Here is a 12,950-nt window from a genome sequence, read left to right as displayed (position 1 = left end):
ACGACGTTACGCGCGCGGGCCCGGCACCTGCGCCGGGTCCGCCGGGTGCGCCGCCGGCAGCGGGCGGCCCTTCGGCGCCGCCGCCAGGCGCTCCTCGCAGAGCTCCACCAGCTTGTCGTAACCGTCCTTGCCCATCAGCTCGATCAGCTCCGGGCGGTACGAGACGTACACCGGGTCGCCCGCGCCATGCGCCGACGTCGCCGACGTGCACCACCAGTGCAGGTCATGGCCGCCCGGGCCCCAGCCCCTGCGGTCGTACTCGCCGATCGAGACCTGCAGCACGCGCGTGTCGTCCGGGCGGTCGATCCACTCGTACGTCCTGCGGACCGGCAACTGCCAGCACACGTCCGGCTTCGTCTCCAGCGGCTCCCGGCCCTCCTTGATCGCCAGGATGTGCAGGGAGCAGCCCATGCCGCCCGGGAAGCCCGGACGGTTCTGGAAGATGCACGAACCCTTGTACGGGCGGGTCTGCCGCTCGCCGTCCTCGTCCTGCGACACCCAGCCCGTCTTCGTGCCCACCGCGTGGTGCTGCCAGATGTCCGGCGTCAGCCGTGCCACGTGCTCCGCCACCCGCTTCTCGTCGTCCTCGTCCGAGAAGTGCGCGCCCAGCGTGCAGCAGCCGTCGTCCGCGCGGCCCGCCTGGATGCCCTGGCAGCCGCTGCCGAAGATGCAGGTCCAACGAGAGGTCAGCCATGTCAGATCACAGCGGAAGACCTGCTCCTCGTCGGCCGGGTCCGGGAACTCGACCCACGCGCGCGGGAAGTCGATCCCCTTCTCGTCCGGCTCGGTCGCCGGAGGAACCGGGCCTGGCTGGATCTGGAGGAGCTGCTCCGGGCGCGGCTCAAGGGATTTCTTCTGCTTTGCCGACTTCTTCTCGCTCTTGTCGCTCTTGTCGGCCTTGGCCTTTTTCGTCTTTGGCACGGTTCCAGAGTAAGCGCGTCGAGGGGGACGGGAAGACCTCTGCGGCCGATGAGCGGGCGCGTGTGGGCAGTAGCGTTCCTTATATGAGACTCGGTGTCCTCGACGTGGGTTCGAATACGGTCCATCTGCTCGTGGTGGACGCGCACGGGGGAGCCCGGCCGCTGCCCGCCCACTCGCACAAGGCGGAGTTGCGCCTCGCTCAACTCCTCGACGAGCGCGGGGCGATCGGGGCGGAGGGCGTCGAGCGGCTCGTCCGTACGGTGCTCGACGCGCTGGAGGCCGCCGAGGACAAGGGCGTCGAGGACCTGCTGCCGTTCGCGACCTCGGCCGTGCGGGAGGCGTCCAACGCGGACGAGGTCCTCGCGCGGGTCAAAGAGGCCACCGGCGTCGAGCTGCGGGTCCTCAGCGGGGAGGAGGAGGCCCGGCTCACCTTCCTCGCCGTGCGGCGGTGGTTCGGGTGGTCCGCCGGGACCCTGCTCGTCCTCGACATCGGGGGCGGGTCGCTGGAGATCGCGTACGGGATGGACGAGGAGCCCGACGCGGCGGTGTCGCTGCCGCTCGGGGCCGGGCGGCTGACCGCGTCGTGGCTGCCCGGGGATCCGCCGGAGCCCGCCGATGTGAAGGCGTTGCGGCGGCATGTGCGGGCGGAGATCGCGCGGACCGTGGGGGAGTTCAGTCGGTTCGGGGCGCCGGATCATGTCGTGGCTACGTCGAAGACGTTCAAGCAGTTGGCTCGGCTGGCCGGGGCGGCTCGCTCCGCGGAGGGGGTGTATGTGCAGCGGGAGTTGAAGCGGAAGTCGTTGGAGGACTGGGTGCCTCGGCTGGGGGCGATGACCGTGGCCGAGCGGGCGGAGTTGCCCGGGGTGTCCGAGGGGCGGGCCGGGCAGTTGCTCGCGGGGGCGTTGGTGGCGGAGGGGGCGATGGATCTGTTCGGGGTGGAGGCGCTGGAGATCTGTCCCTGGGCGCTGCGGGAGGGGGTCATCCTGCGGCGGCTCGACCATCTGCCTGGCTGAGCCGGGGGTGGTTGCTTGCCTGCTCGCTTGAATGGAGGGTGGCCGTCTGGGGTCTCCTGGCGGCTGTCTGTCTCGATCCGACAGGTGTCGGGGTGGGTACGGGGGCGCCCGGGGCATGTCCGTGCTCGCCATCTTGATGGCATCGCCGGTTGCGTTGGCCGCCGTCACCGCGTGCGCGAGTGCTGCGCGCGCACATACCCCGACCGCCCCCTCCCGCCGACCATCGGCTTACCCATATCGCCCCGTTCAAGCCCCGCCTTTGTACGAGAGGCAGCGGGGTCCGGGGCAGAGCCCCGGGGCTGGAATGCAGCGCCGCCGCGCTGTGAAGAGCGGCACAGATCCCGGCCCAGGGCCAACCACCATCCCCCCGCCCGGCAAGGGCCCCGTACTCTGTTTGCGTGGCAGAACCAGTGGTGCGCATCCCGGATGCGAAGGTCGCCCTGTCGACCGCCTCGGTGTATCCGGAGTCGACGGCGACGGCTTTCGAGATCGCCGCGCGCCTGGGCTACGACGGTGTCGAGGTCATGGTGTGGACCGATCCCGTCAGCCAGGACATCGAGGCGCTGCGCCGGCTCAGCGACTATCACCGGATCCCGATACTGGCCGTGCACGCGCCATGTCTGCTGATCACGCAGCGGGTGTGGTCGACGGATCCGTGGGTGAAGCTGCAGCGGGCCAAGACGGCGGCGGAGAAGCTCGGCGCGTCGACGGTCGTGGTGCATCCGCCGTTCCGGTGGCAGCGCAATTACGCCCGGGACTTTGTGAGCGGTATCTGGCGCATGGCCGATGAGACGGATGTGCGGTTCGCCGTCGAGAACATGTATCCGTGGCGGTATCGGGATCGGGAGATGCTCGCCTACGCGCCCGACTGGGACGTCACGAAGGACGACTACCGGCATTTCACCGTCGATCTGAGCCACACCGCCACCGCCCGTACGGACGCCATGCAGATGATCGACCGCATGGGGGACCGGCTCGGTCATGTGCATCTGGCCGATGGGAACGGGTCGAACAAGGATGAGCATCTGGTGCCCGGGCGCGGGACTCAGCCGTGTGCCGAGTTGTTGGAGCGGTTGGCCGTCAGCGGGTTCGACGGGCATGTGGTGATCGAGGTCAATACCCGGCGGGCCATGTCTAGCGCTGAACGTGAGGCCGATCTCGCGGAGGCGCTCGCGTTCACGCGGTTGCAGTTGGCGTCGGCGGTGCGAGTGCCGCGTTCATGAGTGAGTCCGTACGGCGGAGGGGGCGGCCCTCCCGGAGGGACGGCGCCGACGGTCCGGGGACCCGTGAGCTGATTCTCGGTGCCGCCCGGGAGGAGTTCGCCGAGCGGGGGTACGAGAAGGCTTCCGTGCGGGGGATCGCCAAAGCCGCTGGGGTTGATTCGGCTCTCGTGCATCACTATTTCGGGACCAAGGAGCAGGTGTTCGCCGCCTCGGTGGAGGCGGCTCTCGCTCCTGCTTTCGAAGCGCCCGACCGGCTGGCGGACGGGCCGCTGGACAGCATCGGCGAACAGTTGACCCGGTTCATCTTCGGTGTCTGGGAGAACCCGGTGACCAGGGCGCCCGTCCTCGCCGTCGTACGGTCCGCCGTCAACAACGAGGTCGCCGCCGGGGTCTTCCGGCGGCTCGTCGCCGCCCAGTTGCTGGCGCGTATCGGGCGGCGTCTCGACGTGCCGGAGCAGGAGGCCGAGCTGCGGGCCTCGCTCGCCGCCGCGCAGTTGGTGGGGACCGCCATGCTCCGGTACGTGATCAAGGTCGAGCCGCTCGCGTCGGTCGATGCCGAGGTGCTCGTCGCGCGGCTCGCGCCCGTCGTGCAGGGGCATCTGACGGGTTTCGGCGCCGGGTCCTCGTGAGACGGGCGTCCCGGCATGCGGACAGGCTGTCCGGATCTTGGAGCGGCGGCGTAGGGTCGGACGCAGTCTTTTCTGTCTGAAGGAGCGAGCGACGATGCCCGAGCTGAGGTCCCGCACAGTCACCCACGGCCGCAACATGGCGGGCGCCCGCGCCCTTATGCGCGCCTCCGGTGTACCCGGTGCGGACATCGGCCGGAAGCCGATCATCGCCGTGGCCAACTCGTTCACCGAGTTCGTGCCCGGGCACACGCACCTCGCCCCCGTGGGTCGCATCGTCAGCGACGCCGTGCGCGCCGCGGGTGGCATCCCCCGCGAGTTCAACACCATCGCCGTCGACGACGGCATCGCCATGGGGCACGGCGGCATGCTCTACAGCCTGCCCTCGCGCGACCTCATCGCCGACTCCGTCGAATACATGGTCGAGGCGCACTGCGCGGACGCCCTGGTCTGCATCTCCAACTGCGACAAGATCACCCCGGGCATGCTCAACGCCGCCCTGCGCCTCAACATCCCGACCGTCTTCGTCTCCGGCGGGCCCATGGAGGCAGGCAAGGCCACCCTCGTGGACGGCACCGTGCGCAAGTTGGACCTCGTCAACGCCATCAGCGACGCCGTCGACGAGAACGTCTCCGACGAGGACATCCTCCGTATCGAGGAGAACGCCTGTCCCACGTGCGGCTCCTGTTCCGGCATGTTCACCGCCAACTCCATGAACTGCCTCACCGAGGCCATCGGCCTGTCGCTGCCGGGCAACGGCTCCGTCCTCGCCACGCACACCGCCCGCAAGGCGCTGTACGAGAAGGCGGGCGCGACCATCGTGGACATCACCAAGCGGTACTACGACGGTGACGACGACTCCGTGCTCCCGCGCTCCATCGCCACCCGCGCCGCCTTCGACAACGCCATGGCGCTCGACATCTCCATGGGCGGCTCCACCAACACGATCCTGCACCTGCTGGCCGCCGCGCAGGAGGCCGAGCTGGACTACACGCTCGCCGACATGGACGCCGTCTCGCGCCGCGTCCCCTGCCTGGCGAAGGTCGCCCCGAACGTGGCGCCCGGCGGCACGTACTACATGGAGGACGTCCACCGCGCCGGCGGCATCCCCGCGATCCTCGGCGAGCTGTACCGCGGCGGGCTGCTCCACGAGGACGTGCACACCGTCCACTCCGCGTCCATCAAGGAATGGCTCGGCACGTGGGACGTGCGCGGCGGCTCCCCCTCCGAGGAGGCCGTCGAGCTGTGGCACGCCGCCCCCGGCTGCAAGCGCTCCGCCGAAGCCTTCTCGCAGTCCGAGCGGTGGGACTCCCTCGACACGGACGCCGCCGGTGGCTGCATCCGCGACATCGCCCACGCCTACTCGAAGGACGGCGGCCTCGCCGTCCTCAAGGGCAACATCGCCGAGGACGGGTGCGTGGTGAAGACCGCCGGCGTCGACGAGTCCATCTGGACCTTCGAGGGGCCGGCCGTCGTCTGCGAGTCGCAGGAGGAGGCCGTCGAGAAGATCCTGCTCAAGCAGGTGAAGGAGGGTGACGTCGTCGTCATCCGCTACGAGGGTCCCAAGGGCGGCCCGGGTATGCAGGAGATGCTGTACCCGACCTCGTACCTGAAGGGCCGTGGTCTGGGGAAGGCGTGCGCGCTCGTCACCGACGGCCGCTTCTCCGGCGGCACCTCGGGGCTCTCCATCGGCCACGCCTCGCCCGAGGCCGCCGCCGGTGGCGCGATCGCCCTCGTCGAGGACGGCGACCGCATCCGCATCGACATCCCGGGCCGCTCCATCGAGCTTCTCGTGTCCGACGAGGAGCTGGCGGCCCGCCGCGAGGCCCTGGGCGGCGTCTACGCCCCCAAGTCTCGCAAGCGCAAGGTCTCCGCCGCCCTCCGCGCCTATGCCGCCATGGCCACCAGCGCGGACCGCGGCGCCGTCCGCGACGTCAGCAAGCTCGGCTGACCACCCTCACCAGTCCTGCGGCCGCCCCCGGTCCGCGCCGAACACGGTGCCGTCCGGGGCGGTCGCGTAGACCTGGTCCCCGGCCACGACCGGGGGCGACAGCTCGGTCACCAGCCGGTCGGTACGGGCCCCGGGGCGCGGCCGGGTCTGGCCCACGGGGCGGCCCGTGTCCGGGGCGAGAGCCAGGAGGCGGCCGTCGGGGGCTGACACGTACACGCGGCCCCCGCTGTCGACGCTCGGTGTCGAGCCCCTGCTCATCGAGGTCTCCGAGCGCCACAGTTGCCTGCCGGACGTGAGGTCCTGCGCGACCAGTGCCCCGCCCGCCGCGAGCAGATACGCCTTGCCGTCGGCGACCGACACCGTCGCCTGGGGCAGGGGGAGGGTGAGCGTGACGCGGCGGGTGATCTTGCCGTCGGAGACGCGGTGGCCCGTCAGGGCCGTCGTCGCGCCGTCCGTCCCGCGCCGCGCGCACCACACCACGTCGTCCGCCACCCCCACCGGCATGGCCGCCCCCGGCGACCGGTGCCGCCAGCGCACCGCTCCCGTCGCCGGGTCCACCGCGCTGACCAGCGTGTTCACCCCGTCCGGAGCCAGGGTGACGGCGTAGGCCAGGGAGCCGCCGGGGTACGAGAGCATGGGCTGCGGCGTCGAAAGCGTGTGCCGCCAGCGCTGCTCGCCGGTCCTGGCGTCGAGCGCGGTCAGCGTGCCGTCGGGGGCCGCCAGCAGGATCGTGTTCCCTACCGGTTGGACCTGGCCCTGGTACGCCGCGATCCCCTTCGACCAGCGGGTTTCTCCGGTCGCCGGGTCGAGCGCGAGCAGTCGGGCGCTGTCCGCCGTGACGACCTGGAGCAGACCGCCGGCGAGCACCGGTGCGGGCGCGTTGCCGTCGGCGCGGCCGGTCGCCTCGCGCTGCCACAGGACCGTGCCGTCGCGCGGGTCGAGGGACGCGGCCAGCACCCCGGGCGCGGCGCACCGCAGGGCCCCCTCCCCGTACGAGCACGCCGTCCCGGGACCGGAACCGACCTGCCGGCTCCACGCGTGAGACGCGACCTCCGCCGTACGAGGGGCGGGCGCGTCGTCGGCGGCGTGCGGAAGCAGCGTCAGGGCCGCCGCGAGGGCGCCGCAGAGCGCCAGACCGCCGATGACGGCGGCACGCACCCGGGTCCGGAGACGGGCGGGCTGCTTCCCCTCCGGTTCGGTTTCGGTTTCGGCTTCGGACCGGGGCTCGGGCTCCGGGGCGGAGACCGGCTCGGACGGCTTCCGCTGCGCCGGTATCAACGACCGGTCCGCCAGGGAGTCCGCGAACCCTCCCGTCGTGAACGACTGCGTGTCGTACCGCGCGGACAAGGCCCGCATCTCCGCCATCAGCTCGTCCGGCGTCGGCCGGTCCTCCGGCTCCTTCGCCAGGCAGCGCAGCACCAGCGGCGCCAGCTCCTCGGGCACACCCGTCACATCCGGCTCGTCGTGCACCACCTGGTACGCGACGAGGTACGGGCTGTCCGAGTCGAACGGCCCGCGCCCGGTCGCCGCGTGCACCAGCACCGAGCCGAGCGCGAACACGTCCGCCGCCGGGCCGACCTCACGCGGCCTGCGGAACTGCTCCGGCGCCATGAACGGCGGCGTGCCGATCAGCTTCCCCGTCTCGGTGCGCAGCTCGCTGTCCTTGGGCCGCGAGATCCCGAAGTCGATCACCTTCGGGCTGTCCTCGGCGAGCAGCACATTGCTGGGCTTCAGATCCCGGTGCACCACACCCACCCGGTGGATGTCGCGCAGCGCCTCCGCGAGGCCCGCGGTGACGTGCCGCAACTCCGCGGGCGTCAGCGGCCCGTTCCGTTTGACGTGTTCGGCGAGGGTCGGGCCGGGGATGTACAGGGTCGCCATCCAGGGCCGCTCGGCATCCGGGTCCGCGTCCACGACAGAAGCCGTGAAGGCCCCGCTGACCCGCCGCGCCGCCGCCACCTCCTGCCGGAAGCGGCCCCTGAACTCCGGGTCCTCGGCGAACTCCGCGTGCACCACCTTCACCGCGAGCGGCAGCCCCGCCGCCGAACGCGCCAGATGCACCACGCCCATGCCGCCCGCGCCGAGGCGCTCCTCCAGGCGATAGTGCCCGGCATACTCCGGACGTTCCGCTTCCGCGTCGGGCCCGATGCTCGGCCGTGACGGCATGTCCACCCCCGTGGATGTCGTCGTGATCGTCGTGCCCGGTCCCGAACCGGTGTCCTACCGGATCTCCGTGTGCGCGCGACGCACGGAGCCTAGTCGAAGGTTCGTCCGGGACCGGAGAGGCTTGCTAGCCTCCGCCCACACACCATCGCAACGGGTCCTCAACAAACGCTGAACGAGGACCGTTCCATGATCACGGGGGAGACGGACATGGCGACAGAACACGTGCCTGCGACGGAGAGAGCGGGGGCGGCGGAAGAACTCACGGTGACCGAGGCGACGGCCACGGCGGCCGCCTCCTACCCGGTGGCCCCGGGCTACACCGTGAACGTCCGCAGCGGCCCCGGCACCCAGTACCGCATCGTCCGCCGCCTGCCGCTGAACGCCCGCGTCACCATCAACTGCCAGAAGCCCGGCCAGTGGGTCACCGGCCCCTACGGCACCACCAACATCTGGGACTGCATCGGCGTCGGCGAGTACATCTCCGACTCCTACGTGCACACCGGCAGCGACGGCTACGTGGCCCCCCGCTGCGCCTGACCTCCCCCGTCGCCCGGCGATAATCGACCCGTGAGCGACGAGAACGGCACAGACACCAGCAGCACAAGCCCGGGCCCCCGTCCCGAGGAGATCCGTTTCTTCGGGACGACCTGGGTGGACCACAGCGGCGGTTACGCCCTGCGCCGCGCCGCCGTCGGCGTGGGCGCGCTCGTCGCCGCCGCGGCCGGCTGCCTCGTCCTGCGCCTCGCCTACCAGGGGCTCGCCATCGCGGACGTCGGCTCCTTCGTGAACGTCCTGGTCGTCGTCATGTTCGCGATCTGCAGCGCCCTCGCCTTCACCCGCACCTGGAGCGGCTTCACCCAGCGCCCCGACCCGGAACGCCAGGCGTCCCTGCGCGGCTTCATGACCATCGGCTTCGTCGGCGTCCTCGTCGCCCACGCCCTGCGCTGCCTCACCGAGGCCCCGGGCGAGAAGCTCCGCAGGCAGGAGTACGAGACCGCCCGCGAGCAGTACGAACGCCGCACCGCCCGCCGCGCCGGCAACCCGGCAAAGAAGCCGCGGAACAAGAAGGAGCGCTGACCGCCCGGAAGCTGGCAGAGGGGTCCCGGCGCGACGACTATGCCCCCATGACAAACCCGCCACCGCGCCCCGCAGCCACACCGGACCCCGCAGACACGCCAGACCCCACAAACACGCCGGTCTCCACAGACACGCCGGATGCCGCAGTCGCATCCGGCCCCGCAGGCACACCGGGCTCCACAGGCGCGCCGGCCGCCCCCGGCACACCGGCCTCCCCCGACCTCGCCCTCTCCTTCGACACCGTCGCCGCCCAGTACGCCGCGGCCCGCCCCAGCTATCCCCCCGAGCTCTTCGACGCGATACAGGAGCTGGCGGCGCTGGACCTGCGCGGCGCCCGCGTCCTCGACGTCGGCGCGGGCACCGGCATCGCCACCCGCCTCCTGCGCGACCGCGGCGCCCGCACCGTCGCCGTCGAACCGGGCCCCGGCATGGGCGCCGAACTGCGCCGCTCCCTGCCCGACGTCCCCCTGGTCCGCGCCGTCGGCGACGCCCTGCCGTTCGCGGACGCCTCCGTGGACCTGGTCACGTACGCCCAGTCCTGGCACTGGACCGACCCGGCCCGCTCGGTGCCGGAGGCGTTGCGCGTGCTGCGGCCGGGCGGCGCGCTGGCCGTGTGGTGGAACGTGCCGGACCCCGACGCCGCATGGACCGTCGCCCAGGAGGCCCGGCTCCAGAAAGCGCTCCCCGGCTACCACCGCCACGGCGTCTCCACCGACGCCCCCGCCCTCATGGCCGCGCTCGGCCTGCCCACGACCCCGGTCGTCCGCCGCCTGCACTGGTCCCGCCGCATCCCGGTCGACCTGCACCTGGACCACCTGAGCAGCCGCTCCTACTTCGCGGTCCTCGGCCCCGAGCGCTCGGCCCCGATCCTGGCGGCCGAACGCGCCCACGTCCTCGCCCGCTTCCCCGACGGCATCGTCGACGACGCGTACGTCCTGGAGCTGACCGTGCTCCGCAAGCCTGCCCCCTGACGCCTCTTGACCGGGCCGTACCGCCAGGCGCAATATTCATCACGTGATGAATAAAAGCTCGGGCTCCTCCGAGACCGGTACCGGCACCGGTACCGGCATCGGGGAAGCCGTCACCCCCGCCGTCCGCGCCACGGGCCTCACCGTCGTACGCGGCCCCCGCACCGTGCTGCACGGCCTCGACTTCACCGTCCCGCGCGGCCAGATCACCGGCCTCCTCGGCCCCTCCGGCTGCGGGAAGTCGACCCTGATGCGCACCCTGGTCGGCACCCAGGCCAAGGTCACGGGCGCACTCGAAGTCCTCGGCAGACCCGCGGGCCACCCGTCTCTGCGCGCCCGCGTCGGCTACGTCACCCAGGCCCCGTCCGTCTACCTCGACCTGACCGTGCGGCAGAACCTGGACTACTTCGCCGCGATCCTCGACCCCGGCCGCGCCGCCACCGAACGCCGCCGCCGCGACGTCGACCGCGTCCTGACCGACGTCGACCTCACCACCCACGCCGACGCCCTCGCCGGAAACCTCTCCGGCGGCCAGCTCGGCCGCGTCTCCCTCGCCGTCGCCCTCCTCGGCGCCCCCGAACTCCTCGTCCTCGACGAACCGACGGTCGGCCTCGACCCCGTCCTGCGCCGCGACCTCTGGAACCTCTTCCACGACCTGGCCACCACCCGCGGCACGACGATCCTGGTCTCCTCCCACGTCATGGACGAGGCCGAACGCTGCCACCGCCTCCTCCTCATGCGCGACGGCGAACTCCTCGCCGACGACACCCCCGAAGCCCTGCGGACGAGCACGGTCTCACCCACGGTCGAAGAGGCGTTCCTGCACCTGGTCGACGTGGCGAACGCCACCACCCACTGACCCCGCACACCCCTCCGCGCTCACCCCGGGACGGACCCGCCATGAACACGTACCGCACCACCGCCACCGCCGCCCGCGTCCTGCGCCAGCTCCGCCACGACCCCCGCTCCATCGCGCTGATGCTGCTGGTCCCGTGCGTGATGCTGTTCCTCCTCCGCTACGTGTTCGACGGCAGCCCGCGCACCTTCGACTCCATCGGCGCCTCGCTCCTCGGCATCTTCCCGCTGATCACTATGTTCCTGGTGACCTCCATCGCCACCCTCCGCGAACGCACCAGCGGCACCCTCGAACGCCTGCTCGCCATGCCACTTGGCAAGGCCGACCTCATCGCCGGTTACGCGCTCGCGTTCGGCGCCCTCGCCATCGTCCAGTCGGCGCTGGCCACCGGCCTCGCCCTCTGGGCCCTCGACCTGCACGTCACGGGCTCAGCCTGGCTCCTCCTCCTGGTGGCCCTCCTCGACGCCCTGCTCGGCACGGCGCTCGGCCTGTTCGTCTCGGCGTTCGCGGCCTCGGAGTTCCAGGCGGTCCAGTTCATGCCGGCGGTGATCTTCCCCCAGCTCCTCCTGTGCGGCCTGTTCACCGCACGCGACAAGATGCAGCCGGTCCTGGAAGCCCTCTCGAACGTCCTTCCGATGTCCTACGCGGTCGACGGCATGAACGAGGTCCTGCGCCACACCGACCTCACCGCCCTCTACGTCCGGGACACCCTGATCGTCGCGGGCTGCGCCGTCCTCGTCCTGGCGCTGGGCGCGGCAACCCTCCGCCGCCGCACGGCCTGACCCGCACCTACGTGTACCGGGCGCCCCGTCCGTCCACCGGACAAGCCCCGACCACCCGCCCCGCCCGATGCGAGGATGCGACCGGACGACGCAGCCGCACACGCGCACACGGAAGGCCCGAGCCGACATGAGCCAGACGCCCCAGACGAGCCCGAACCCGCGCCACAAGCTCGCCGTACTCGGCACCGGCAAGATCGGCGAAGCCCTGCTCAGCGGAATGATCCGCGGCGGCTGGAACCCCGAGGACCTCATGGTCACGGCCCGCCGCCCCGAACGCGCCGAGGAACTCCGCACCCGCTACGGCGTCACCCCGGTCACCAACCAGGAAGCCGCCAAGCGGGCCGACACCCTGATCCTCACGGTCAAGCCCCAGGACATGGGCACCCTGCTCACCGAACTCGCCCCGCACCTCCCCGCCGACCGCCTGGTCATCAGCGGCGCGGCCGGCATCCCGACGACGTTCTTCGAAGAGCGCCTGGAATCCGGCACCCCGGTCGTCCGCGTCATGACCAACACCCCGGCCCTGGTCGACGAGGCCATGTCCGTCATCTCCGCCGGTACGCACGCGACCGCCGCCCACCTCACCCATGCCGAGGAAATCTTCGGCTCGGTCGGCAAGACGCTCCGCGTCCCGGAGTCCCAGCAGGATGCCTGCACCGCCCTCTCCGGCTCCGGCCCCGCCTACTTCTTCTACCTGGTCGAAGCGATGACGGACGCCGGCATCCTGCTCGGCCTGCCCCGCGACAAGGCCCACGACCTCATCGTCCAGTCCGCCATCGGCGCCGCCACGATGCTCCGCGACAGCGGCGAGCACCCGGTGAAGCTCCGCGAGAACGTCACGTCCCCCGCCGGTACGACCATCAACGCCATCCGCGAGCTGGAGAACCACGGCGTACGCGCGGCCCTCATCGCCGCGCTCGAAGCGGCCCGCGACCGCAGCCGCGCCCTGGCCTCCGGCAACAACGGCTGACCGCCCGACGGGCCGGGGCGGCAAGTTGACACGCCCCGGCCCGGTACGTATTGTGCTCCGAGTTGTCCGACGTGAGCGCCGCCTCTGGTCGGCCCCGGACGACCATTCCGCAAGACCTACTCAAACGCGCGACGCTCTTTGTCGCGCCGTTTGCGCACGCCTTCGCGTAATGAGGAATCCGCGTTCGAAAGAGCGGGACCCCGATTAGGTCGGGGACCGGGATTCCGCTAAAGTCTCACGAGTCGGAACGGCCGAAGGGCCGGGAAGGCAAACCCGGTTGACAGGGAATCAGGCCCGAAAGCATCTGATAGAGTCAACACCGCAGGAAGGCCGAAAGGCCGGAAAGCGAAAGAAGTACCGAGCAAGACCCCGAGGAAATCGGATCGAAAAGATCTGA

Annotated in this window: 12 protein-coding genes; 10 read left to right on the top strand and 2 right to left on the bottom strand. The window is 71.4% G+C overall.

From position 1 onward, the window contains the following. Window positions 1-6 precede the first annotated feature (6 nt). Entirely contained in the window at window positions 7-921 is a 915-nt protein-coding gene (locus ABZ877_RS12075; RefSeq protein WP_361068431.1) for a hypothetical protein, read from the bottom strand. Window positions 922-1,004: 83 nt separating this feature from the next. On the opposite strand from ABZ877_RS12075, the gene ABZ877_RS12070 reads away from it, so the two are divergent. The 4 genes from ABZ877_RS12070 (at window position 1,005) to ilvD (ending at window position 5,734) form a co-directional block, all read left to right on the top strand. Continuing rightward, window positions 1,005-1,934, top strand: coding sequence for a Ppx/GppA phosphatase family protein (locus ABZ877_RS12070; RefSeq protein ID WP_361068428.1), 930 nt, complete (start codon window positions 1,005-1,007; stop codon window positions 1,932-1,934). Between the two features lie 398 nt (window positions 1,935-2,332). After that, on the top strand, window positions 2,333-3,157 hold the full coding sequence (locus ABZ877_RS12065; protein ID WP_361068425.1) for a sugar phosphate isomerase/epimerase: 825 nt from the start codon (window positions 2,333-2,335) through the stop codon (window positions 3,155-3,157). Next, window positions 3,154-3,786, top strand: a complete 633-nt coding sequence (locus tag ABZ877_RS12060; protein WP_361068422.1) for a TetR family transcriptional regulator — start codon at window positions 3,154-3,156, stop codon at window positions 3,784-3,786. The genes ABZ877_RS12065 and ABZ877_RS12060 overlap by 4 nt, the downstream gene beginning before the upstream one ends. A 94-nt stretch (window positions 3,787-3,880) precedes the next feature. Further along, window positions 3,881-5,734, top strand: coding sequence for a dihydroxy-acid dehydratase (gene ilvD, locus ABZ877_RS12055; RefSeq protein WP_361068419.1), 1,854 nt, complete (start codon window positions 3,881-3,883; stop codon window positions 5,732-5,734). Between the two features lie 6 nt (window positions 5,735-5,740). Here the strand turns inward: ilvD and ABZ877_RS12050 are convergent, their stop codons facing one another. Further along, window positions 5,741-7,900 (bottom strand): serine/threonine-protein kinase, encoded by a 2,160-nt coding sequence (locus ABZ877_RS12050; RefSeq protein WP_361068416.1) that lies wholly within the window; start codon window positions 7,898-7,900, stop codon window positions 5,741-5,743. Between the two features lie 207 nt (window positions 7,901-8,107). On the opposite strand from ABZ877_RS12050, the gene ABZ877_RS12045 reads away from it, so the two are divergent. The 6 genes from ABZ877_RS12045 to proC all read left to right on the top strand — a co-directional run bounded on the left by ABZ877_RS12045 (window position 8,108) and on the right by proC (window position 12,553). Next, window positions 8,108-8,437 carry an SH3 domain-containing protein gene (locus ABZ877_RS12045; protein ID WP_361068413.1) on the top strand — a complete coding sequence of 110 codons (330 nt, stop codon included), beginning with the start codon at window positions 8,108-8,110 and terminating at the stop codon, window positions 8,435-8,437. A gap of 30 nt (window positions 8,438-8,467) precedes the next feature. Then, window positions 8,468-8,977 carry an EamA/RhaT family transporter gene (locus tag ABZ877_RS12040; RefSeq protein WP_361068410.1) on the top strand — a complete coding sequence of 170 codons (510 nt, stop codon included), beginning with the start codon at window positions 8,468-8,470 and terminating at the stop codon, window positions 8,975-8,977. Between the two features lie 47 nt (window positions 8,978-9,024). Next, window positions 9,025-9,948, top strand: coding sequence for a methyltransferase domain-containing protein (locus tag ABZ877_RS12035; RefSeq protein WP_361068407.1), 924 nt, complete (start codon window positions 9,025-9,027; stop codon window positions 9,946-9,948). A gap of 46 nt (window positions 9,949-9,994) precedes the next feature. Next, the gene (locus tag ABZ877_RS12030; protein WP_361068404.1) at window positions 9,995-10,804 is read left to right on the top strand and encodes an ABC transporter ATP-binding protein; all 810 of its coding nucleotides are present in this window, start codon (window positions 9,995-9,997) and stop codon (window positions 10,802-10,804) included. 41 nt (window positions 10,805-10,845) lie between these two features. Continuing rightward, window positions 10,846-11,583 (top strand): ABC transporter permease, encoded by a 738-nt coding sequence (locus tag ABZ877_RS12025; protein ID WP_361068401.1) that lies wholly within the window; start codon window positions 10,846-10,848, stop codon window positions 11,581-11,583. Window positions 11,584-11,710: 127 nt separating this feature from the next. Continuing rightward, window positions 11,711-12,553 carry a pyrroline-5-carboxylate reductase gene (proC, locus tag ABZ877_RS12020; protein ID WP_361068398.1) on the top strand — a complete coding sequence of 281 codons (843 nt, stop codon included), beginning with the start codon at window positions 11,711-11,713 and terminating at the stop codon, window positions 12,551-12,553. The last annotated feature ends 397 nt before the right edge of the window (window positions 12,554-12,950 follow it).

The sequence above is a fragment of the Streptomyces sp. NPDC046939 genome (assembly GCF_040644575.1).
In the GTDB taxonomy this organism is placed as follows: domain Bacteria; phylum Actinomycetota; class Actinomycetes; order Streptomycetales; family Streptomycetaceae; genus Streptomyces.
The sequence above is the reverse complement of the archived record's forward strand: the minus strand, read 5'-3'. Positions and strand labels throughout refer to the sequence as shown.